The following is a 22,111-nucleotide window of genomic DNA, read 5'->3' on the forward strand; positions in this document are numbered from 1 at the left end:
ATTTACTGCGCGTTAGGAAAACCCAACTGGCGCCACGACTCGTAAACAAACACGGCTACTGCGTTTGATAAGTTCATGCTGCGGCTATTAGCTTGCATAGGAATACGCACACGCTGCTCTTTTGGTAATGCTTGAATCATATCATCAGGTAGACCGCGGGTTTCAGGTCCAAATACTAAGCAGTCGCCGGCTTCGTATTTAGCTTCATGATGGAATTGACTACCTTTGGTTGTACATGCATATATTTTTTTTGGTTTACATTTTTCAAGGTAATCTTCAAATGAGGCATGGCGTTGAACATGACTAAATTCATGATAATCAAGTCCTGCACGTTTCACGCGCTTATCGTCCCACTCAAAACCTAGCGGCTCAATTAAATGTAATGCATAGCCGGTATTAGCACATAGGCGAATAATATTACCAGTGTTAGGCGGTATTTCAGGTTGGTATAAAACAATATCCAGCATAATGAGCCTTATAAAATAATCTGTAGTTTGACGAAGGGCAGTATACACGAAACCTTTTAAAAAAATGATATACTCACACTATTGAGTACTCCTAATTATCGGATTAAAACGTGCATAACCGTAGCTACGAATTTTGGGTTAAAACTTCAAGCATTGTTACCATGGTAATGGTTAGTTTAATGATTGGCGCAAAAACATGGGCATGGCTGGCTTCTGGCTCTGCCTCAATGCTTGGCTCGTTAACTGATTCGTTAATGGATATAACAGCCACTGCTATGAGTTTTTTAGTGCTAGGTTACGCACTGCGCCCAGCAGATGATGACCATAGGTTTGGGCACGGAAAAGCTGAAGCACTAGCTGGACTTGGGCAAGCTGCGTTTATTGCAGGCTCAGGTTGCCTACTTGCTTTTCATGGTATTGAGCGGTTATTTAATCCTATACAGTTAAGCCATTCTTTATTAGGTGTGTGGGTAAGTATTTTTGCTATTGCGTGTACGTTGGTCATTGTATTTGTACAAAACAAGGTGGTTAAATACACCGATTCAATTGCTATAAAAGCCGACTCAGTACATTACAAAGGCGATTTAATATTAAATGCCGCTGTGCTATTAGCTATTTTGTTAGCTTATTATGGTGTGTTGTATGCCGATCCTGTTTTTGCGATAGGTGTAGCGGGCTACTTACTTTATAACAGTTGGGATATTGCTCGCGATAGTGCCGATCACTTAATGGATAAAGAACTGCCAGATGATGAAAAGCAAAGCATATTTGATATAGCCAGAGCCCATGCTGATGTACATGGTGTGCATGATATTCGTACGCGCCAAGGCGGAAAAGTTAAGTTTATCCAAATGCACTTAGAGCTTGATGATCATTTAAGTTTGATTCGCGCACATAACGTAGCTGATGAAGTAGAGGCAATGCTTAAAGAACGCTTTGAGTCTGAGGTAGATATACTGATCCACCTCGACCCTTTGTCGGTACTTATTAAGCCGTCACCGACTCACAAAACTGATACAAGCTCTTAAGTAATGGCTGGCGTATTTCATCACGTTCAAAAAACAGCTCGTGTTTAGCGCCTTCAAAGCTTTTAAGTACCGTGTTTACGTGCCTGTTTGCTAATTTATATTGGGCATTGTTATCAACCACTTCGTCGTTTTGCGCACTGGCAATATAAAGTGGAATAGTCACGCTCAAGTTATCCACAGAAGTTATAAATGCAAACGTCGCATTTAGCCAGCCGTAAGTAACACCGCCGAGCTGTAGTAATGGCTCTTCTTGATATGTTTGCCTAAATAGCTCGTAACGCACTGGGCTGCTGGTTAATACATTTGTAGCAAACTCATCGGGTATGTAATCGGTTTGCCCTAGTGCGTAATTGTCTTTTTGACCCAAAAGGGTTGCAGTACTTGCTATTAATTTAGCTAAAGGCTTTGGTGTGTTTTTTGTATAAATATCAAGCATAGGCGCTGATGAAAACGCGCCACTAAAGTTGTGTTCAAAATGCGCAAGATAGTCAAATGCTATGGCGCCGCCCATTGAATGACTCACTAACACCTTTTTACCTTGCCAATGAGTATCCACTATTTGTGTATTAAATAAGTTTAGGTCTGCGCTGTAATCTTTAAATTGATTAACATGGCCTTTGTGCTTATTTAGTAGGTGGCGATAAGAGCGGCCTTGTCCTTGGTGATCGGCTATGAATATGGCAAAATTATTGTTATACAGCTCCCATAACAACTCTTTATATTTATCTAACCCTTCAAGGCGCCCAGAGCTTATTACAATGGCATTTTTGGCTTTATCTGGTATGGCATAAGCATAAAATAATTGCCCGTTAGGTGTATCTAAATAAGCTTTAATTAGCGTGTTTTTATAAAAGTTATTAATTGTTATTTGATTACTCTTAAGCTCACGCTCACTACTATAAAACATGCTTTACTCTTTTATTAATGGCAAGGTTATATTAGCACACAAGCCACCTAGTTCTTTATTTGATAATACTAAACTGCCGCCATGCGCAGTAATAGCATTTTTAGAAATCGCAAGACCTAAACCCGTGCCACCACTTACGCGATCCCGCGCATCTGACTGTCTAAAAAAGGGCTCGCAAAGCTTACTCAGTTGATCATCTGGCACACCAGAGCCATCGTCACATATTTCTATATAAATGGCATCAGCATGCTTTAGAGTAATGCTAATCGTATTATTTGCGTATTTAATGGCGTTGCGAAGTAGGTTTTCAAGCGCACTGGCAATAAGGCCTTCGTCGCAATTAATGTTTATGTCTACAGCGCCCACTATATTTAGCTGCTTATTATTTTGTTTTGCTTCAAACTGCGCATCGTTAATAACGTGATCTACAATTATTTGTAATGATTGTTTTTGCAGTGAAAGTGCTTGGCTTTTTGCTTCTAAGCGAGAAACTTGCAGCACGTCGGCAATCATCTTATCAAGCTGGTTTGCTTCTTTTTCTATGCGTAATAAATACGATTGGCTAGCGTCGTTAGCTTGCATTTGTGCAAGTCCGGTAGCCATTTTTAAACGTGTAAGAGGCGATCGTAATTCATGTGATATGTCGGCTAATAAGCGTTTTTGTGAGCTGATTAAAAGCTCTAACTGATTAGCCATGCTGTTAAAATCTCGCCCTAGTATTCCTAGCTCATCTTTTCGGTTTACAGAAATGTCGGCTCTTGCGCTTAGGTTACCCGCTGATAGTTTAATTGCCGCTTTTTTAAGGCTATTTATAGGGGCTATTAAGTTACGGCTAAATACAAAGCTTAAAATAAGAGAGGCAACAATTGCGATGACTATTTTCATCCAATTAGGCATAAGCTTAAAGCGCATTATTAGCGGTGGTTGATGGTTAATATCTATTTCATAAAGATAAAAACTCCCTTCAGGCACGTTTATATTAACAGGACCGAAGGCTTGATATTTCTCAGTGAAAATAATTTGCGGTGACATATTTTGAGTGAAGTTTAATAAACTTAAATCGATGCTCTCTGGCACCTCTTTACTACTAAGAGAGTCCTCGCTTTGAGCTGCGCTTAAGTATAAAAGTTTACGCTTTGATAGGCGAGGGTGTACTAATACTTCGCTTAGACTGCGCTTATGCTTAATGGCAGTACGCTCAATACTTTTGGCGGTGTATATTAGGTTTTTTTTCATTGGGCCATAAAGTGGCTCGTTAGATACCGCATTAATAGCGGTTATATTACTTAAAAATATAAGCGCTGCTACGGTGCCGATTATAGTTAACCAAAACCAAATAAATACTTTAAAAAACAGGTAGTGCCCAGGGTGTTTTAACCAAGCAAAGTAAGTGCTTTTATTCGCCTTGGATAAAGACATAACCCGTACCTCGCATTGTTTTAATTCGCTCACCTGAAATATGCTCAGCTATTTTTTTACGGATATTACTTACATGCATATCGATAGAGCGATCAAAAGAAGCTAAACGCCTGCCTAGTACTTCTTCGCTAATTTGCTCTTTACTAACCACTTCGCCTGCATTTTTACACAATAGTGTGAGTATTTCGTACTCTGTACCAGTAAGGGTCAGTGTAGAGCCGTCGATTGAGGCCTCTCGCGCTGCAAGGTTAACAGTAATACCATTAACGAGTAACTTACTCGTTGTGGCTGCATTTAAGCTATTAATGTGCTCTATACGGCGTGTTATTGCTTTTACGCGGGCTAGTAATTCACGATGATTAAAAGGCTTTGGTATGTAATCGTCAGCGCCTAGCTCTAGGCCAAAAATACGGTCAAAGTCTTCACCTTTTGCAGTAAGCATTATTACCGGTGTGAGTTTTGTTTGCCTAAGTTGTTTAAGTACTTCAAAACCATCAAGCGTTGGTAACATTACATCTAGCAATATAAGGGCGTAGTCATTTGCTTGTGCTAGTTTAAGGCCCTGCTCACCGTCGTGTATGCTTTGTATTTCAAACCCTTGGGCCGTTAAATACTCACTTAATAGCTCACAAAGGCCAGTGTCGTCATCAATCATTAATAGTTTCATTTACAAACCCTTAGAGTTGTTTATAGCGTTATTTTACCCGCTAAATAGTGCAAAGGTGAATCTTTACACAACCTTTACACTGCTTTGCGTTACTTTGCATTGAGTTAGGTATAGTTAACTCACTGGCTTAGCAGCCACAATCGCTCAACCAACCAATTCAATATTAAGGTAATGATTATGACTAAATTAAACACACTTTCAAAATTAGTACTTATCTGTGGCTTAGCAACAGCAACGCTTGGTGCTGGTAGCGTATTAGCTAAAGGCGACGGACATAAACAAGGCCATTCTCAAGCTCGCTTTTTACTTTCTGAGCGCGGCGTTGAAAAGTTAAGCTTAACAGATGAGCAGCAAACTAAGCTAAAAGCTATTTTTGAAGCGCAAAAAACACAAATGAAAGCGTTGCGTGGCGACGATAAAGAAGCCCGTAAAGCGATGCGTGAAGCGCATAAAGCTAAAATGGATGCATTGCTTTCGGCGGCAACATTCGACGAAAATGCAGCAAAAGAGCTATTAAATGAACGTCATGAAAAAGGTGAGCAATTTGGTTTAATTAAACTAAAAACGCAACACCAAGTAATGCAAGTACTTAACGCTGAGCAAAAAGAGAAATTTGCTAAAATGCAAAAGCGTATGAATAAAAAGCACCGTAAACAAAAAAGTTAATTATACTTTTTGTAAATACTAAAAAACCAGCTTAATGCTGGTTTTCGTATTTAGGGCATAATGAAGATAAATTACTTAAAAAAGTCATCTTCATTTTTAGCCAGCATAGCTTCAATATCTTCAATCATGTCTTGGCTAAACTCTTCTGCGGACGTGATTGGTGCAGAAATTCTGTTATTTTCAAACGACCATTCACCTAAATCAATTAGCTGACAGCGTTTTGAGCAAAAAGGGCGAAATGGGCTTTGCTCTGACCATTCAACTTTAGTTTTACAGGTTGGGCAGTTTACAATAGTAGGCATAATTTACTCTTTACAATCTTTTTCTGCATTTTACATTACTTAGATATGAGTCTCTAGGTATAAGTAAGGCTCTGAATTTAGTGTTCAGAACCTTGTAGCTTTTACTATGGATCTTTAAAAATTAGTCACGCGATTAATTTCACCAAGGGATGTAAGGCCATCGGCTGCTTTGCGTAAACCCGATAAACGTAAATTATTAAATCCGGCTTTAAGTGAAACGTCAGCTATTTCAAGCGAGTTACCACCGCGCATAATAATTTGGGCAATTTCAGGGGTAATTTGCATTACTTCGTAAATACCCACTCGGCCTTTATAACCATCGGTACAGCTATCACACCCTTTAGGCGTATATAACGTCATTTCTTCAATTTGCTTGGCGCTAAATCCTTGGCGAGCCAGTTCTTCACTCGGAAGTTGTTCTGGCGTTTTACATTTAGGGCACAAACGACGTGCTAAACGCTGGGCTATAATTAAGCTGATCGAACTTGCTACGTTATAAGCGGGCACACCCATATTTAATAAACGGGTGATTGTTTCTGGTGCTGAGTTTGTATGCAATGTTGATAAAACCAAGTGACCTGTTTGCGCCGCTTTTATTGATATTTCTGCGGTTTCTAGGTCACGTATTTCACCTACCATAACTACATCAGGATCTTGACGTAAAAATGCACGCAGTGCATTGGCAAAAGTCATATCGGCTTTAATGTTAATTTGTACTTGGTTTACACCTTCAAGGTTAATCTCAACCGGATCTTCCGCAGTACTAATATTACGCTCAGGTTGGTTTAATATATTTAAACCTGTGTATAGCGATACTGTTTTACCAGAACCGGTTGGCCCTGTTACTAGTATCATCCCTTGAGGCTGGGCAAGTGCATCCATATAGAGCTTTTTCTGCTCAGGCTCATAGCCTAGTACATCAATGCCTAACATAGCGCTTGATGAATCAAGGATACGCATTACTATTTTTTCGCCCCACAAGGTAGGCATGGTACTTACACGAAAGTCGATACTTTTTCGTTCAGTTATTTTTAGCTTTATACGACCATCTTGTGGTTTGCGTTTTTCGGCAATATCGAGTCGTGACATAACCTTAATACGCGCAGAGAGCTTAGTTGCTAACGTATTAGGTGGGCTCGCTACTTCATGCAAAATGCCATCAATACGAAAGCGAATACGGTACTTGTGCTCGTAAGGTTCAAAGTGTAAATCAGAGGCGCCTTTTTTAATGGCATCCATTAAAATTTTGTTGATGTAAACGATGATAGGCGCATCATCTTTATCATCATCTTGTGGTGCTGTATCTCTTTGGCTTTCTGAGTCTAAATCAGCAAATTCCTGAAACTCGTCATCGGTTAGATTTAAACTGCCAGTAGCATCTAGTAATTGCTCAATTTTGGTATCGAGTTGAATATAATCAACAACAACAATTTCGCATGAAAGACCGGTACTAAACTCAAAGTTTTCGAATGCGCCGTAATCTGTTGGGTCTGATGCTGCTATATAAACTTTTCGATCTTTTTGAACAAGCGGCAAAATATGATGTTTACGTATAAGTTTTTCTTTTACGAGATCGGCCGGGATTCTTGTAGGATCAAAGTCTTTTAAATCAAAATAAGGTACGCGAAACAAATCAATACATTGTTCAGCTAAATCTTTACTATCGATTTTTCCACATTTAGAAATAAGCTCAGCTGTTGAGGCAAATTCATTTTGTTTGTTTTTAACCGTGTCGGCATCAATGCGGCCAAGGGTTATAAATTTTCTCAATAACGGTGAGTTAATATTCATTGCGCACCTGTTTTATTCCTTCAATAGTAAGCAATTTATCAGAAAAAAGAAGGTGATTACATCACCTTTCATTCTTTGTTGTGATTTTACTAACTAAAATACGAGTTTGTGTGAGTTAGGACAGTGTTAATGTGAGTTAGTTTTGTTGTGTAATGCATATTGTAGGTACTTTTTATGTAGATCAACAAGCTCTATATGCACTAGGTTTAAACTACGGTCATTATTTAAAATATCATCCGCTTTTTGCTGTTTATCGACGCGTGACATTTGCGAGGCAATAATACTTTTAACTTGCTCAATACTTGTGCTGTCGCGTTTTGCCGTACGCGCTATTTGTACTGAGGTTGGTACGTCAATAAGTAGGGTATGGTCGCAGTATTTATCAAGGTTGTTTTCAAACAATAAAGGTGCAACTAAAACAACATAAGGGCTGGTTGCATTGTTTAAATCGGTTAGTATTTTTATCCGTATAAGAGGGTGCAATAACGCATTAAGCCATTCTTTGTCATTGTTGTTAGTAAATATTTTTTCGCGAAGCTCTGCTCTATTTAATGTGCCATCAGGCAATAAAATATGTTCACCAAAGTGTTGGGTAATCGCTTTTAGCCCTTTGCTATTTGGGAGTACTACTTCGCGCGCAATTATATCGGCATCAACAATTGTAATACCAAGCTTTTCAAACATGTTACTGACGGCCGTTTTACCACAGCCAATACCGCCTGTTAAACCTAATACCCAGCTGTTTACTTTAGTAATTTGCTCACTCATTTTAATAACCAATTAAATTAAAATAAGTGCCTTGAATTTGGTTGCCCCAAAGCATTGCAATCCAGCCAGCTATCGCTAAATAAGGCCCAAAAGGGATAGGGGTCGCTTTGTCTTTACCTTGTATGCTCAGCAGTGCAATACCTATAATGGCACCCACTACGCTCGAAAGCAGAATAATAGTAAGTAATGACTGCCAGCCAAGCAAAGCACCAAATACAGCAAGCAATTTAAAGTCGCCATAGCCCATGCCTTCTTTTCCGGTTAGTAACTTAAATAACCAAAACACGCTCCACAAACTTAAATAACCGCAAGCCGCACCAATAATGGCATCGGTTGGTGTAATTGTGTAACCCATTACAGAGGCAATAAGTGCAAGCCATACCAGCGGAAGTGTAAGTTGATCTGGCAGCAGCATGTGGTCAATATCAATAAAGGTCAGTGCAACTAAAATCCACGTTACAAAAATATATAAAAGGGCTTGCTCGGTCGCACCAAAGCTGTAGGCAACAATTAAACTTAATATAGCAGTAATTAGCTCTACAGCAGGGTATCGGGCCGAAATAGGATTACTGCAACTTGCGCATTTACCTTTAAGTGCTAACCAACTAATAATAGGAATATTCTGCCAAGGCTTAATGGCAGTTTTGCATTTAGGGCAGGTAGAGTTGGGTTTTACTAAGTTAAAAGGCTTATTGATATTGGCTTGTTTAGATTTATTCCCTGTAAGTTCATCCTCTAGCAGTAGCCTGCATTCACTTTGCCACTCACGTTGCATCATCAACGGTAAGCGATAAATAACCACATTTAAAAAACTACCAATACATAAACTAATTAGGCCAATAGTGGTTAAATAAAACCACAGCTGGCTTTGCATTACTTCAATAATACTTTGCATTTATTTACCTAAAACTAAAATATTTCAATAATACAATTAGGAAGGCGCGATATAAAATCGCTGCTACATGTGCTTCCCTCTAAAATCGCAAGGTTTCTTATATTTTTTAAAGAAATTAAATAACAGCGCCAAGTTGGAAAATAGGTAAATACATCGCGATAATTAAGCCACCAATAAGCACACCTAGCACAGCCATAATAAGTGGCTCTAGTAGGCTAGAAAGGCCATCTACAGCATCATCAACTTCCTGCTCGTATATAGTAGCCACTTTTGCGAGCATGCCATCAAGGGAGCCTGACTCCTCACCAATCGCGACCATTTGTATTACCATATCAGGGAATATTTTTGAGTTACGCATAGCCCAGTTCATCTGATTACCTGAACTAACCTCAACTTTTATATCTAAAATAGCATATCGGTACACTGCATTACCGGAAGCCCCTGCAGCAGAATCAAGCGCATCAACAAGCGGCACACCTGCAGCAAACGTGGTCGAAAGTGTACGAGCATAACGTGCAACAGCTGCTTTATTTAAAATCATACCGATAACAGGGAGTTTAAGTATTAATCGATCAGTTGCATCTCTTAATTTTTGGCTTTTCAGCAGTGCTTCTTTATAGCCATAACCAAACGCAGCAATAATTAATGCAATTACCCACCAATATTCTTGCATGAATTCAGATATTGCAATCACGAGTAGAGTAAATGCAGGTAACTCAGCTCCAAAACCAGCAAAAATATCTTGAAATTGTGGAACAACAAAAATTAATAATATGGATGTTACAATTAGTGCTATGACTAATACGGCTGTAGGGTAGAACATTGCTTTTTTAATTTTTGATTTTAAAGCTTCTGATTTTTCTTTATATAAAGCGACACGATCAAATATTCTATCAAGCGCACCTGACTGCTCGCCCGATGCTACTAAGTCGCAATATAAGTCATCAAAATAGCGAGGGTGTTTTCTAAGCGCTGTAGATAAAGGTTGGCCTGCTTTTACTTCATCCGCAATGGTTTCCATTAGTTTACCGAGGCTTTTATTTGTTGCTCCGGTACCAATCATTTCTATTGATTGGATTAATGGTACGCCAGCCATGAGCATAGTTGCAATTTGCCTTGTGACCATTGCAATATCTTTGGGAGTGATTTTTTGAAGGCGAGTTCCAAAAAGAGGTTTAGGTTTCCGTTTTACTTTTGATGGTGTAATACCTTGCTTTCTAAGTTGAGCTTTTACAAGAGCAATACTATTTCCTGTAAGCTCGCCTTCAAGTTTTTTGCCTCTTGCACTTACTCCAACCCATACAAAGGTATCTTGCCCTTTTTTTTCTTGTTGTTTAGCCATTATGATCCTGAATATCAGTATGAGGTATAAGATTTAATCGAATAATATATAATAGCCACAAAGTTGAACTTAAACAATTGATGCACCTACTTTTAGTACTAAATAAATTACGGAGAATTTAAAGTGTTTTCTAAAAATATTAATAAAAAATTAAAGTGGTCAAGTATACACTTTATTACAGGCGCTATTTTATTATGCTTACTTGGATTATTTATTATAAATGTTTGGTTTGATAATGGGCGTTATTTATTAACTGATTTATTTGGTTTAGCTGTAATCATTTTATCACTAGACTTAATATTAGGACCTTTATTGAGCTTATGGTTACTTTCACCAATTAAATCATTTAAAGAAAATGCGATTAATATTAGCGTCATTTTGCTACTTCAGTTTAGCTCCTTAGGTTATGGAGTGTTGCAAATAGACAGCCAAAGGCTCGCTTACATCATAAAATGGCAAGGTTCTTTCTTTGCTGTTACTAAAGGCGATTCAAGAAAAGGTAATAACCAAGAGCAATTTTATACATTTAAAGAACCTGCAATTGGAAGTGAGCTGAGAGCTAATTACGAAAGTCTAATTAAGAGAGCTGTTTCGCCAATTGAAATGTTTGAGTTTTTTGAAAAATCAAGTTTTGAAAAAGAGTGCGGAACGATATGTGGGGTAATTACAAAAAAAGGTATTGTAAATGTAACAAAAGAAAACAAAGAGTTAGCTTTTAACAAGTCCCTTCACTGATACATGTACTAAGAGGAGAAACCTCCCACAGCAACTGATTGGAATTTATCGTTGCAGTCATAATATAAGTATCTCCTGAGCTTGATGCAGATGCTTCACTTGTTGCAGTTGATTTTATTTGATAAGTACCAGGTGAGTTAGATATTTCTATGTCAGATATGTAGCTAGGTGCTATAAAGTCAGATTTTTTAGAGCTTGTTTTTTCAAAAGAATCGCATTCATTAAGAGCATGCTTAGTATAAAAACAAATTTCTACTTGGCGCTGAAGTGCGTTAGAAGCAAGAACAACCTCGGTAAATTTAGAGCGTTTAAAGTGATTGTTATAAGCAGGTAGAGCTAATGATATTAATATCCCCATTATAGCGATAACTATCATTAGCTCTATTAAAGAGAAGCCAAAAGCTTTTCTCATTTTTATATTTCTATTAACAAATACCAGCGGCAATACATGTACCTGTTTGAGCCCAAGTAAGAGTGCCTAATTTAGTTGTTCCATCAACAGCTTCAGTAGGAGTCAATACGTAAGTTACGCTATCTACCGATGCTTCACCAGTAGCTGTAATTACTGCTGTAGTCGTTGCGATTGCAACGCTCGCTACATTAGTTCCCGCAGCTGCACCATCTTCATTTAAACCAATTTCACCTGCAGCATCACAATTAGCTAAATCACCAGCCCCACGCGTTTGATAACAAACATCAACTAAGCCTTTAGCTGAAGAAGCAGCTAGTACAACCTCAGAGAAACGTGCCTTTTTAGTGTATGTTTGGTACTGAGGTAAAGCGATAGCTGCCAAAATACCGATGATTGCGATAACAATCATTAATTCAATTAGGGTGAAACCCTGTTGTTTTTGAGTCATTGTTTTCATGTTTCCTCTCCTAAAGGATAGATTTTTGTAACTTAAATCACTTAAGCGGCAAAATGCCTCACTTAATTTAACCGATTTACTTTACAGTTTTACTTAAAATTAATTTTATTACACTTTAGCTTTAGATTATGAAACACAAAAGCCGTATGTGAATTCATTATGTTTAGTACTAGCTATAAAAGTTTACTAAGAGCACTACATGTTGTAGCAACAAATAGTATAGGCATAAAGTAAGTAGTTTAGTTGCTTTAGTTTTTAATTATGTCTTTAAAAACTAAAGGTACTAGTTATTTATGACTACCTTTTAAAATAAAATAGTACAACAGAATTAGTCTACCATTTTATTTTAGTATTTAGCACGTATCTTCTTATAAAAAAGCGATTTTATTTAACAAAATGTTACAAAGTAAGCCTTTCGGGTTATTTAATGCTTTTTTACTTAACTTGTCAATCGATTAGCGGTATTAATTGGCAGTTGTTGCTTTAAAATTGTTCAAAACGCATCGATAAATCGATTGATTGTAAGTTTTTTGTTAACGCTCCGCTTGATATAAAGTCGACTCCTGCTTGTGAATAAGTTTTGAGCGTTTCTAGGGTCATATTGCCTGAAACCTCTAGTTTTGCGCGTTTGTTGGTTAAAATTACAGCTTGCTTAATTTGCTCTACGCTAAAGTTGTCTAGCATAATTATGTCGGCGCCAGCTTCAATTGCTTGCTTAAGTTCAGGGAGTGATTCTACTTCGACTTCGACAGGTTTGTTCGGGTGGTTTTGTTTAGCTTGAGCTACGGCTTTGTTTATTGTGCCACAAGCCGCTATATGATTTTCTTTAATTAAAAAAGCGTCAAATAACCCAATACGATGGTTTGCACCCCCGCCACATTTTACTGCGTATTTTTGAAGAGCACGCAGACCAGGTATGGTTTTGCGTGTATCGAGTAGTTGCGTAGTTGTACCACTTAACTCTTTTACGTAATGCGCTGTAGTAGTTGCAGTGCCTGATAACGTTTGCACAAAGTTAAGGGCAGTTCGTTCGGCAGTTAATATTGAACGAGCCGAGCCAATAGCGGTAAATAATGTGCTGTTTGCTTTAACTGCGTCGCCGTCGTTTATTAGTACATTAACCTTAACGCTTGGGTCTACTTGTTTGAATACTTCAAGGATGATGTCTTTTCCGCAAAAAATGCAGTCTTCGCGAGTGATTACTTTGGCGCTTGCTTGCTCATTTTTTGGGATCAATTGCGCGGTAATATCGCCTTCTTGTGCGGTTTGATAATTTAGATCTTCGTCGAGTGCAAGAGTGACAAGTTGGCTAACTAAAGAGTGCGGGATAGACATAATAAAAGCTCATAAGCGTTAATAAATTAAGCAAATTTTACTATGTTTATAAAAGAAAGAGAAGCGATTGCCTTTTCGCTAATATAAAGATAAGCGCTTGAAGTAAATTCGCACCTACGTGTGGGTTTGAATTATTTGTAGGTGAGGTTTTATACCTCGCTTGTTACTATCATTTTTTTAATAAATCCTTTAGCATCAGCGATATGTATATCTTGATATTTATATAATAAACGTATCATGAAAATAGATTTAGACGGTGTTTTAAGTACGGTAGCACAGCGGCCTTGTTCGCATTTTGATGAGCGACCTGATGAGGCTGGTATTTCTTTATTGGTGATTCACAATATATCATTGCCAGCAGGGCAGTTTGGTACACCTTTCGTTGATGAGTTATTTATGGGTAGCATAGATTGTAATGCTCATCCGAGTTTTAGTGACTTAAAGAATTTACGTGTATCGGCCCATTGCTTTATAAAGCGCACCGGTGAGGTTATACAATATGTGCCTTTTGAAAAGCGCGCTTGGCATGCAGGGCAATCCGAGTTTGAGGGGGTATGTGCTTGTAATAACTTTAGCATTGGCATTGAGCTTGAAGGTACCGACACCACGCCATATTCTTTAGCGCAGTACAAAACATTAACTATTATTAGTAAATCTATAATGCAACGCTACCCAAAAATTACCCCTTCGCGTATTGTGGGGCATTGCGATATTGCCCCTGGGCGTAAAACAGATCCTGGCAGTAGCTTTAATTGGCCATTGTTTTTTAATATGCTTGAACAACTAAGTTAAGAGAGTTATTCCCATGATTTTAGTTTCTATAATAATTGCATTAATACTAGAGCGCTTAGGAGCTCGGTCTAATTACTGGCAGATAAGTTATTACGCAAATGGTTATTTAAATCGCTCTAATAAATTACTTGGTGATAAGGGCTTATTAAGCTCAGCACCGGGCTTTTTAATTTGGCTTTTACTTCCAGTGATTGCGATGGCACTAATTTATTGTTTATCTGATTTTGTTTTGTGGCAGTTGGGCATTAATATCGCGGTGCTTTTGGTTTGCTTTGGTTGTGCTAAGCAGCGTGCTTTATATAAGTCGTATTTAAATGCGTTAACGCGAGATGACGGTACTGCTGCATCTTTATATGCGTTGCAAATAGGTCAAAAGCGTACTGATGATCAAGATGGTGGCGAAACCTTTGGGCAAACATTGGCGTGGGTAAACTTTAGATTTTACTGTGCGGTTATTTTTTGGTTCGTTGTTTTAGGCGCGCCAGGTGCGGTTTTATATGCACTGGTACGTACTTTAGCTGATTTAGTACGAGAAGATCATAAAGTAATATTTGCTAAGCGTTTTAAACTTATACATAAATTATTGTTTTGGCTCGACTGGTTACCTGCACGTATTACCAGCTTTGGTTATTTAGTAATAGGTAACTTTAATAAAGGCACAAGCTGTTGGCTACGTTACGTACTTAACTTTAAATCTCCAAACCGAGAAGTAGTAACATGTACTGCACTAGCCGCAGAGCAAGTTGAAAAGCGTTATTACGGCTGTACCTACGAGGCCACTTGTATGATTAAGCTTGTTAAGCGCAATGTATTATTTTACTTAGTACTTATAGCGCTACTTACATTATTTGGTGGACTATCGTAGTCGCGATTTTACATCGCGCATCGTATTTTTCGGTTGGGAGATTAGTTGCCAAATGTCGCGGGGTAAACCCGCTGCTACGATATTGCGTAGTCGCGATTTTATATCGCGCATTGTGTTTTCCGGTTGGGAGATTAGTTGCCAAATGTCGCGGGGTAAACCCGCTGCTACGATTGCGTAGTCGCGATTTTACATCGCGCATCGTTTTTTCGTTTGGGAGATTAGTTGCCAAATGTCGCGGGGTAAACCCGCTGCTACGATATTGCGTAGTCGCGATTTTATATCGCGCATTGTGTTTTTCGGTTGGGAGATTAGTTGCCAAATGTCGCTGCTACGAGTTTAGATAAATACTATCCCAATATGGGTAGTCTGCAATATTTTCTATTAAATTTGCACGCAAAGGGTTTGCGACTATGTATCTAGCACTGCTATTTAAGTCTTCGGTATTTCTTATTAAGTGATCATAAAACCCTTTTTGCCAAAGCTTTTGTCTGCCAAATTGTCTATACACCGTGGCTGAGCGTCCTTTGAAGCTTCTAATTACCTCACTTAATGTTGCGCTATCGGATAATTGTAATAACCAATGAATATGGTTTGGCATTATCACGAAAGTATTTGATTTAATTAGTTGCTCTCTTTCTAATCCCCTCATTTCATTGATAATAGCTCTATTAATTATTAAGCTTGTGAATAGGTTGTTTCGCTCATGACAAACCAGTGTAATAGCGTAATAGTGATTTGCTTTTGATACTCTTCCCTTTCGTAATAAATATGAACGATGCATAACATACCCGTATTTTAGCAATCACAGACCCACGAATTTAAAGCATATGCAATTTTTATAAATTTGCGTAGTCGCGATTTTACATCGCGCATTGTGTTTTACGTTTAGGTAATTATTTGCACAATAGTCGCGGGGTAAACCCGCTGCTACGATATTGCGTAGTCGCGATTTTACATCGCGCATTGTGGTTTACGTTTAGGTAATTACTTGCACAATAGTCGCGGGGTAAACCCGCTGCTACGATATTGCGTAGTCGCGATTTTACATCGCGCATTGTGTTTTACGTTTAGGTAATTACTTGCACAATAGTCGCGGGGTAAACCCGCTGCTACGATATTGCGTAGTCGCGATTTTACATCGCGCATTGTGTTTTACGTTTAGGTAATTACTTGCACAATAGTCGCGGGGTAAACCCGCTGCTACGATATTGCGTAGTCGCGATTTTACATCGCGCATTGTGTTTTACGTTTAGGTAATTACTTGCACAATAGTCGCGGGGTAAACCCGCTGCTACGATATTGCGTAGTCGCGATTTTATATCGCGCATCGTGTTTTTTTGGTTGGGAGATTAGTTGCCAAATGTCGCGGGGTAAACCCGCTGCTACGATATTGCGTGATCGAAATTTTATAGCGCGCATTATGTTTTATATTTAGTTGACTGATCGTGTGTAAATTGCAGCTATTTCTTTGGTACTTTTATCCTGTTGTTAATTTCTTTAATAAATTCAACTAGAGTTAACACTCTATTTTTCTGGTCAGACCAATTGTTTTCATCCTATTAACGTTATAACAATTTTTGTAAATTGCGCATTGTTTAATCTTCGTTCAAAATGCGTTACGCTACTTTAATTGCTCAAGTTACCTGTAAATTGACAGCTAATAAGGTTTTTGATACCGTATTGAAAATTTTTGGTATGACCAATTTACCTTTTGGGTAAATCATACTACTCAAAGCCCCGCTTTATGGGCTCTTGGTATTTATACAACGCGGACGTTGATTCATGTCTTTAAAGATCAAAGCAGCAAAGTTATCTGATGTTATTTTACAGCAACTCGAGAACATGATTCTTGAAGGCTCGTTAGCACCAGGTGAAAAGTTGCCACCAGAGCGTGAACTAGCAAAGCAATTTGAAGTGTCTCGCCCGTCACTGCGTGAGGCAATTCAAAAATTAGAAGCGAAAGGTTTAGTTACGCGTCGCCAGGGTGGCGGCACGTTTGTAAAAAATCAGCTCGAAGAAGGGCTTACTGATCCACTTTTTGATTTGATTAGTAAACACCCTGAGTCGCAGTTTGATTTACTTGAATTTCGTCATGCATTAGAAGGGATTGCTGCTTACTACGCGGCACTGCGCGGGACCAGCAACGATTTTAGCAAAGTGAAAGAAAGCTTTGATAAAATTGCCCTTGTTAATGATGATTTACAGCAAAAAGCAAAAGCAATTAATGCATTTCACTTTAGCGTGGCAGAAGCCTCGCATAATGTGGTGTTACTGCATTTAGTAAGAGGCATGAAAGCGCTGCTTGAGCAAAATGTATTGCAAAATTTAACTGTTTTATTAAAAAAGTCAGATATTAGCAGTCAATTAGCCCAACACAGGCGTTTATTAATGGATGCCGTTATTGACGGTAATCCAGAACAAGCCCGTTTAGCAAGTAATGCGCACTTAGCATTTATAGAAGAAGCACTACTTGAAGCAGGCAAAGAACATTCGCGAATTGAACGTAGTTTAAGACGCACTAAACAAAATTAAGTTAGTACATAACTACTTTGAACACACAAATTAAGTAGCTGTGATATTAAATTAACAATATTCGTATTTTAAACATAAGGAAACCTCCATATGTCTGAAGTCAATAAAATTGACGTAGACGCGCTAGAAACACAAGAGTGGTTACAAGCTCTTGAATCAGTTGTGCGCGAAGAAGGTGTTGAACGAGCTCAGTTTTTACTTGAGCAAGTATTAGAGCAAGCCCGTTTAGACGGCGTTGATATGCCAACGGGTATTACCACGAACTACGTTAATACTATTCCTGTAGATCAAGAACCTGCTTACCCGGGTGATGTAAATCTTGAGCGTCGTATTCGTTCAATTATACGTTGGAACGCGATTATGATCGTTCTACGTGCATCTAAAAAAGATCTCGACTTAGGCGGCCATATGGCGTCTTACCAATCATCTGCTGCATTTTATGAAGTGTGTTTTAACCACTTTTTTAAAGCGCCAAATGATGTAGACGGTGGTGACTTAGTTTATTACCAAGGTCATATTTCTCCAGGTATTTATGCACGTGCATTTGTTGAAGGTCGTTTATCGGCTGCACAACTAGATAACTTCCGCCAAGAAGTTGATGGCGAAGGCTTACCATCGTACCCTCACCCTAAGTTAATGCCTGAATTTTGGCAGTTCCCTACGGTATCAATGGGCTTAGGTCCTATTTCGTCTATTTACCAAGCACGCTTCTTAAAATACTTAGATGGTCGTGGCTTAAAAGATACTAAAAACCAACGTGTATACGCGTTTTTAGGTGACGGTGAAATGGATGAGCCAGAATCGCGCGGTGCAATCTCTTTTGCTGCACGTGAAAAACTAGATAACCTTTGTTACTTAGTTAACTGTAACTTACAGCGTTTAGACGGCCCAGTTATGGGTAACGGTAAAATTATTCAAGAGCTAGAAGGCTTGTTTAAAGGCGCTGGCTGGAACGTAATTAAACTAGTGTGGGGCAGCGGTTGGGATATTCTTCTAGCTAAAGACACAACGGGTAAATTACTACAGTTAATGAACGAAACTGTTGATGGCGATTACCAAACATATAAAGCTAAAGATGGCGCGTACGTACGCGAAAACTTCTTTGGTCGTTACCCAGAAACAGCTGCACTTGTTGCTGACATGACAGATGACGAAATTTTCGCGCTTAAGCGTGGTGGTCATGAGTCATCAAAATTATTTGCTGCATTTAAAAAAGCAGAAGACACTAAAGGCCGTCCAACTGTAATTCTTGCTAAAACTGTAAAAGGTTACGGCATGGGTGAAGCAGCTGAAGGTAAAAACATTGCGCACCAAGTGAAAAAAATGGACATGTCGCATGTTGCGCATTTACGTTCACGCCTTGGTCTTGATGATTTAGTATCTGAAGAGCAACTTGCAGAACTACCTTATTTAGAGCTTGAAGAAGGTTCACCTGAGTATAAATATCTACATGCTCGTCGTGATGAACTTAAAGGTTATACACCTAAGCGTATTCCACGTTTTAGTGAAAAACTTACGTTGCCAGAAGTAGACGCGTTTAAGCCGCTACTTGAAGAACAAAAACGTGATATTTCAACCACTATGGGTTTTGTTCGTGCACTTAATATCTTATTAAAAGATAAAGGCATTGGTAAAAACATCGTACCAATTATTGCCGATGAAGCGCGTACATTTGGTATGGAAGGTTTATTCCGTCAAATCGGTATTTACAATCCGCATGGCCAAAACTATACGCCACAGGATCGTGATATTGTTTCTTACTACAAAGAAACTGTATCAGGGCAAGTGCTTCAAGAAGGTATTAATGAGTTAGGTGCAATGTCGTCATGGGTTGCTGCTGCAACTTCATACAGCACTAACGATTTACCAATGATCCCATTCTACATTTACTACTCTATGTTTGGTTTCCAACGCGTTGGTGACATGGCATGGATGGCGGGCGATCAACAAGCACGTGGTTTCTTATTTGGTGCTACTGCGGGTCGTACAACGTTAAATGGTGAAGGCTTGCAACATGAAGATGGTCACAGTCATATTCTTGCTAATACGGTTCCTAACTGTATTTCTTATGACCCAACTTACGCGTTTGAAGTAGCTGTTATTGTACAAGACGGTATTCGTCGTATGTACGGTGATGACCAAGAGAATATTTACTACTACCTAACGCTTATGAACGAAAACTACCATCAGCCAGCTATGCCAGAAGGCGCTGAAGAAGGTATCCGTAAAGGTATTTACAAGCTTGAAAGTTACGAAGGTAAAAAAGCCAACGTACAGCTATTAAGCTCAGGTACTATTATGACTGAAGTACGTAAAGCCGCTACGATTCTAAGCGAAGAGTATGGCATTGCGTCTGACGTGTTCTCTGTTACGTCTTTCAATGAATTAACGCGTGAAGGTCAAGATGTTGAACGTTTCAATATGCTTAACCCTGAAGGCGAGCAAAAAACAGCATTCATCACAAGCGTATTAAACGACTCTGTGACTGTTGCAGCAACGGATTACATGAAAAACTACGCAGAACAAGCGCGTTCATTCATTCCAAGCAGCAACTACAAAGTGTTAGGTACCGATGGTTACGGTCGTTCTGATAGCCGTGAAAACCTACGTCGTCACTTTGAAGTTAACGCGGGCTACGTTGTTGTTGCTACGTTATCTGAACTTGCTAAACGCGGTGAAGTTGAGAAGTCAGTAGTTGTTGAAGCGCTTAAAAAGTTCAACATCGACACTAACAAACTTAACCCACTGTACGCATAAGAGGTTTGCAATGAGTATTGAAATTAAAGTACCAGATATTGGTGACGACGAAGTAGAAGTAACCGAAATATTAGTAAGCGTTGGCGACAAAGTAGATGTTGACCAATCATTATTAAATGTTGAAGGCGACAAAGCATCAATGGAAATACCTGCTTCGCAAGCGGGTACAGTTAAAGAAATTAAAGTAAACGTTGGCGACACCGTTACAACTGGCTCTTTAGTATTTTTGTTTGAAGGCGAGAGTGAAAGCACTGGTGAAGAAAAAGCATCAGCCGCTGCTCCAGCTAAATCTGAAGAGGCAGCACCTGCTGCTTCTACAGGTTCTTCAACTAAAGAAGTAACCGTACCAGATATTGGCGATGATGAAGTTGAAGTAACTGAAATCATGGTTGCTGTTGGCGACACCGTTTCAGAAGAGCAATCTATCTTAAACGTGGAAGGCGACAAGGCAGCAATGGAAGTTCCAGCTCCATTTGCCGGTATAGTTAAAGAAATTAAAGTCGCCGCTGGCGATACAGTTAAAACAGGCTCATTAGTGTTTGTCTTTGAAGTAGCAGGAAGTGAATCTGCAGCACCGGCTAAAGAGTCGGCTCCTGTAGAAGCGCCAGCAGCTAGCTCAACAGCAAACGCAGCACCAAGTACTAAAGAAGTGAATGTACCTGATATTGGTGGCGATGAAGTTGAAGTAACTGAAATTATGGTTGCAGTTGGCGATACGGTTGAAGAAGATCAATCAATCTTAAACGTTGAAGGCGACAAAGCTGCAATGGAAGTACCCGCTCCATTTGCAGGTACAGTTAAAGAAATTAAAGTAGCCGCTGGCGATAAAGTATCGACTGGCTCATTAATTTTTGTATTTGAAGTTGCAGGCAGCGCGCCAGTAGCAGCACCTGCACCCGCTGAAAAATCAGCACCTGCAGCTGCGGCTAAAACTGAGTCGGCACCGGCTCAAGCGGCACCAGCAAAAGCAAGTAATGAAAGCTTCACAGAAAACAGCGCGTATGCTCATGCATCACCTGTTGTTCGCCGTTTAGCGCGTGAGTTTGGTATTAACCTAGCTAATGTTAAAGGCACTGGTCGCAAAGCCCGTATAGTTAAAGAAGACGTGCAAAACTACGTTAAAAACTTAGTTAAGCAAGTTGAGTCTGGTCAATTGTCAGCAGGTAGTAGCGCTGGTGGTAGCGAGCTTGGTCTTATTCCATGGCCTAAAGTTGATTTTGCTAAGTTTGGCGAAATTGAAGAGCAAAAGCTGTCTCGTATTCAAAAGCTATCAGGCAAAAACTTACACCGTAACTGGGTGCAAATCCCACATGTTACACAGTTTGACGAAGCTGATATCACAAGCCTTGAAGTATTCCGTAAAGAGCAAAATGTGCTTAGCGAGAAGAAAAAGCTGGGTGTTAAAATTACGCCGCTTGTGTTTGTAATGAAAGCAGCTGCAAAAGCACTTGCTGAATTTCCAAAATTCAACTCATCGCTTTCTGAGGACGGCGAAAGCTTAATCCTTAAAAAGTACATTAACATTGGTGTTGCAGTTGATACGCCAAACGGTTTAGTTGTACCAGTGTTTAAAGATGTTGATAAAAAAGGCATTATTGAACTATCACGCGAATTAATGGAAGTATCTGTTAAAGCACGTGACGGGAAGCTTACATCGTCTGATATGCAAGGTGGTTGTTTTACTATTTCTAGCCTTGGCGGTATTGGCGGTACGGCATTTACGCCGATTGTTAATGCACCAGAAGTGGCTATTTTAGGTGTGTCTAAATCTGAAATGAAACCTAAATGGAATGGCAAAGAGTTTGAACCAAAACTAATGGTTCCGCTGTCTATGTCATACGACCATAGGGTTATTGACGGAGCCTTAGCTGCACGCTTTACTGTGACTCTTGCAAGTTACATGAGCGATATTCGCCAATTGGTGATGTAATCGCTGGACAATGAATAGAATCAAATCCCAGCCAGTTGTTTTTA

Annotated in this window: 21 protein-coding genes; 8 read left to right on the forward strand and 13 right to left on the reverse strand. The window is 39.2% G+C overall.

The features are described 5' to 3' along the window. Window positions 1–2: 2 nt before the first annotated feature. On the reverse strand, window positions 3–467 hold the full coding sequence (trmL, locus tag QL995_RS09850) for a tRNA (uridine(34)/cytosine(34)/5-carboxymethylaminomethyluridine(34)-2'-O)-methyltransferase TrmL (RefSeq protein ID WP_197118245.1): 465 nt from the start codon (window positions 465–467) through the stop codon (window positions 3–5). 161 nt (window positions 468–628) lie between these two features. Here trmL and QL995_RS09855 point away from each other — a divergent pair, with 161 nt between their 5' ends. Further along, the gene (locus tag QL995_RS09855) at window positions 629–1,495 is read left to right on the forward strand and encodes a cation diffusion facilitator family transporter (RefSeq protein ID WP_290294154.1); all 867 of its coding nucleotides are present in this window, start codon (window positions 629–631) and stop codon (window positions 1,493–1,495) included. On the opposite strand, the gene QL995_RS09860 is transcribed toward QL995_RS09855, so the two are convergent. From QL995_RS09860 to QL995_RS09870, 3 genes are read right to left on the reverse strand one after another with little or no spacing between them, the layout of a single operon-like run. After that, the gene (locus QL995_RS09860; RefSeq protein ID WP_290294075.1) at window positions 1,455–2,402 is read right to left on the reverse strand and encodes an alpha/beta fold hydrolase; all 948 of its coding nucleotides are present in this window, start codon (window positions 2,400–2,402) and stop codon (window positions 1,455–1,457) included. The two genes, QL995_RS09855 and QL995_RS09860, sit on opposite strands and share 41 nt — an antisense overlap. A gap of 3 nt (window positions 2,403–2,405) precedes the next feature. Beyond that, window positions 2,406–3,821, reverse strand: coding sequence for an ATP-binding protein (locus QL995_RS09865; RefSeq protein WP_290294076.1), 1,416 nt, complete (start codon window positions 3,819–3,821; stop codon window positions 2,406–2,408). After that, window positions 3,799–4,488, reverse strand: coding sequence for a response regulator (locus QL995_RS09870; RefSeq protein ID WP_290294077.1), 690 nt, complete (start codon window positions 4,486–4,488; stop codon window positions 3,799–3,801). Before QL995_RS09870 ends, QL995_RS09865 begins: the two co-directional genes overlap by 23 nt. Before the next feature lie 177 nt (window positions 4,489–4,665). On the opposite strand from QL995_RS09870, the gene QL995_RS09875 reads away from it, so the two are divergent. Continuing rightward, entirely contained in the window at window positions 4,666–5,154 is a 489-nt protein-coding gene (locus tag QL995_RS09875; RefSeq protein WP_101217072.1) for a Spy/CpxP family protein refolding chaperone, read from the forward strand. 71 nt (window positions 5,155–5,225) lie between these two features. Here QL995_RS09875 and yacG read toward each other — a convergent pair whose 3' ends face one another. The 5 genes from yacG to QL995_RS09900 all read right to left on the reverse strand — a co-directional run bounded on the left by yacG (window position 5,226) and on the right by QL995_RS09900 (window position 10,252). Continuing rightward, complete coding sequence (gene yacG, locus QL995_RS09880; RefSeq protein ID WP_007586146.1) at window positions 5,226–5,456, reverse strand: DNA gyrase inhibitor YacG; 231 nt, start codon at window positions 5,454–5,456, stop codon at window positions 5,226–5,228. 114 nt (window positions 5,457–5,570) lie between these two features. Next, the gene (pilB, locus tag QL995_RS09885) at window positions 5,571–7,247 is read right to left on the reverse strand and encodes a type IV-A pilus assembly ATPase PilB (protein ID WP_024608869.1); all 1,677 of its coding nucleotides are present in this window, start codon (window positions 7,245–7,247) and stop codon (window positions 5,571–5,573) included. 126 nt (window positions 7,248–7,373) lie between these two features. Continuing rightward, a complete protein-coding gene (coaE, locus tag QL995_RS09890) occupies window positions 7,374–8,015 on the reverse strand; it encodes a dephospho-CoA kinase (RefSeq protein WP_290294078.1) in 642 nt (213 codons plus the stop codon). A 1-nt stretch (window position 8,016) separates the two neighbouring features. Continuing rightward, the gene (locus QL995_RS09895; RefSeq protein ID WP_290294079.1) at window positions 8,017–8,910 is read right to left on the reverse strand and encodes an A24 family peptidase; all 894 of its coding nucleotides are present in this window, start codon (window positions 8,908–8,910) and stop codon (window positions 8,017–8,019) included. Between the two features lie 115 nt (window positions 8,911–9,025). Then, complete coding sequence (locus QL995_RS09900; RefSeq protein ID WP_290294080.1) at window positions 9,026–10,252, reverse strand: type II secretion system F family protein; 1,227 nt, start codon at window positions 10,250–10,252, stop codon at window positions 9,026–9,028. A 123-nt stretch (window positions 10,253–10,375) separates the two neighbouring features. On the opposite strand from QL995_RS09900, the gene QL995_RS09905 reads away from it, so the two are divergent. Beyond that, on the forward strand, window positions 10,376–10,987 hold the full coding sequence (locus QL995_RS09905; protein WP_290294081.1) for a fimbrial assembly protein: 612 nt from the start codon (window positions 10,376–10,378) through the stop codon (window positions 10,985–10,987). Here the strand turns inward: QL995_RS09905 and QL995_RS09910 are convergent. The 3 genes from QL995_RS09910 to nadC all read right to left on the reverse strand — a co-directional run bounded on the left by QL995_RS09910 (window position 10,968) and on the right by nadC (window position 13,191). Next, window positions 10,968–11,399, reverse strand: coding sequence for a prepilin-type N-terminal cleavage/methylation domain-containing protein (locus tag QL995_RS09910; protein ID WP_290294082.1), 432 nt, complete (start codon window positions 11,397–11,399; stop codon window positions 10,968–10,970). The genes QL995_RS09905 and QL995_RS09910 overlap by 20 nt on opposite strands. A 13-nt stretch (window positions 11,400–11,412) precedes the next feature. Continuing rightward, entirely contained in the window at window positions 11,413–11,856 is a 444-nt protein-coding gene (locus tag QL995_RS09915) for a prepilin-type N-terminal cleavage/methylation domain-containing protein (protein ID WP_290294083.1), read from the reverse strand. Window positions 11,857–12,339: 483 nt separating this feature from the next. Continuing rightward, entirely contained in the window at window positions 12,340–13,191 is an 852-nt protein-coding gene (gene nadC / locus QL995_RS09920; RefSeq protein ID WP_290294085.1) for a carboxylating nicotinate-nucleotide diphosphorylase, read from the reverse strand. A gap of 237 nt (window positions 13,192–13,428) precedes the next feature. Between nadC and ampD the strand changes: the two genes are divergently transcribed. Beyond that, on the forward strand, window positions 13,429–13,983 hold the full coding sequence (gene ampD, locus QL995_RS09925) for a 1,6-anhydro-N-acetylmuramyl-L-alanine amidase AmpD (protein WP_290294086.1): 555 nt from the start codon (window positions 13,429–13,431) through the stop codon (window positions 13,981–13,983). Window positions 13,984–13,996: 13 nt separating this feature from the next. Next, complete coding sequence (gene ampE, locus QL995_RS09930; protein ID WP_290294087.1) at window positions 13,997–14,848, forward strand: beta-lactamase regulator AmpE; 852 nt, start codon at window positions 13,997–13,999, stop codon at window positions 14,846–14,848. Window positions 14,849–15,176: 328 nt separating this feature from the next. Here ampE and QL995_RS09935 read toward each other — a convergent pair whose 3' ends face one another. Then, window positions 15,177–15,629 carry a transposase gene (locus QL995_RS09935; protein ID WP_290294088.1) on the reverse strand — a complete coding sequence of 151 codons (453 nt, stop codon included), beginning with the start codon at window positions 15,627–15,629 and terminating at the stop codon, window positions 15,177–15,179. Between the two features lie 1,001 nt (window positions 15,630–16,630). Between QL995_RS09935 and pdhR the strand changes: the two genes are divergently transcribed. From pdhR to aceF, 3 genes are all read left to right on the forward strand, one after another. Further along, window positions 16,631–17,380, forward strand: a complete 750-nt coding sequence (pdhR, locus tag QL995_RS09940; RefSeq protein ID WP_007586129.1) for a pyruvate dehydrogenase complex transcriptional repressor PdhR — start codon at window positions 16,631–16,633, stop codon at window positions 17,378–17,380. Between the two features lie 90 nt (window positions 17,381–17,470). Further along, the gene (aceE, locus tag QL995_RS09945) at window positions 17,471–20,137 is read left to right on the forward strand and encodes a pyruvate dehydrogenase (acetyl-transferring), homodimeric type (RefSeq protein WP_290294089.1); all 2,667 of its coding nucleotides are present in this window, start codon (window positions 17,471–17,473) and stop codon (window positions 20,135–20,137) included. A 10-nt stretch (window positions 20,138–20,147) separates the two neighbouring features. Beyond that, window positions 20,148–22,067, forward strand: coding sequence for a pyruvate dehydrogenase complex dihydrolipoyllysine-residue acetyltransferase (aceF, locus tag QL995_RS09950; RefSeq protein ID WP_007586126.1), 1,920 nt, complete (start codon window positions 20,148–20,150; stop codon window positions 22,065–22,067). Window positions 22,068–22,111 lie beyond the last annotated feature (44 nt).

Source organism: Pseudoalteromonas sp. APC 3358, assembly GCF_030408075.1.
In the GTDB taxonomy this organism is placed as follows: Bacteria; Pseudomonadota; Gammaproteobacteria; order Enterobacterales; family Alteromonadaceae; genus Pseudoalteromonas; species Pseudoalteromonas arctica.

Coding starts and splice junctions, on each gene's coding strand:
- trmL (WP_197118245.1), bottom strand. CDS start 467: ATGCTGGATATTGTTTTATACCAACCTGAAATACCGCCTAACACTGGT.
- QL995_RS09855 (WP_290294154.1), top strand. CDS start 629: ATGGTAATGGTTAGTTTAATGATTGGCGCAAAAACATGGGCATGGCTG.
- QL995_RS09860 (WP_290294075.1), bottom strand. CDS start 2,402: ATGTTTTATAGTAGTGAGCGTGAGCTTAAGAGTAATCAAATAACAATT.
- QL995_RS09865 (WP_290294076.1), bottom strand. CDS start 3,821: ATGTCTTTATCCAAGGCGAATAAAAGCACTTACTTTGCTTGGTTAAAA.
- QL995_RS09870 (WP_290294077.1), bottom strand. CDS start 4,488: ATGAAACTATTAATGATTGATGACGACACTGGCCTTTGTGAGCTATTA.
- QL995_RS09875 (WP_101217072.1), top strand. CDS start 4,666: ATGACTAAATTAAACACACTTTCAAAATTAGTACTTATCTGTGGCTTA.
- yacG (WP_007586146.1), bottom strand. CDS start 5,456: ATGCCTACTATTGTAAACTGCCCAACCTGTAAAACTAAAGTTGAATGG.
- pilB (WP_024608869.1), bottom strand. CDS start 7,247: ATGAATATTAACTCACCGTTATTGAGAAAATTTATAACCCTTGGCCGC.
- coaE (WP_290294078.1), bottom strand. CDS start 8,015: ATGAGTGAGCAAATTACTAAAGTAAACAGCTGGGTATTAGGTTTAACA.
- QL995_RS09895 (WP_290294079.1), bottom strand. CDS start 8,910: ATGCAAAGTATTATTGAAGTAATGCAAAGCCAGCTGTGGTTTTATTTA.
- QL995_RS09900 (WP_290294080.1), bottom strand. CDS start 10,252: ATGGCTAAACAACAAGAAAAAAAAGGGCAAGATACCTTTGTATGGGTT.
- QL995_RS09910 (WP_290294082.1), bottom strand. CDS start 11,399: ATGAGAAAAGCTTTTGGCTTCTCTTTAATAGAGCTAATGATAGTTATC.
- QL995_RS09915 (WP_290294083.1), bottom strand. CDS start 11,856: ATGAAAACAATGACTCAAAAACAACAGGGTTTCACCCTAATTGAATTA.
- nadC (WP_290294085.1), bottom strand. CDS start 13,191: ATGTCTATCCCGCACTCTTTAGTTAGCCAACTTGTCACTCTTGCACTC.
- ampD (WP_290294086.1), top strand. CDS start 13,429: ATGAAAATAGATTTAGACGGTGTTTTAAGTACGGTAGCACAGCGGCCT.
- ampE (WP_290294087.1), top strand. CDS start 13,997: ATGATTTTAGTTTCTATAATAATTGCATTAATACTAGAGCGCTTAGGA.
- QL995_RS09935 (WP_290294088.1), bottom strand. CDS start 15,629: ATGCATCGTTCATATTTATTACGAAAGGGAAGAGTATCAAAAGCAAAT.
- pdhR (WP_007586129.1), top strand. CDS start 16,631: ATGTCTTTAAAGATCAAAGCAGCAAAGTTATCTGATGTTATTTTACAG.
- aceE (WP_290294089.1), top strand. CDS start 17,471: ATGTCTGAAGTCAATAAAATTGACGTAGACGCGCTAGAAACACAAGAG.
- aceF (WP_007586126.1), top strand. CDS start 20,148: ATGAGTATTGAAATTAAAGTACCAGATATTGGTGACGACGAAGTAGAA.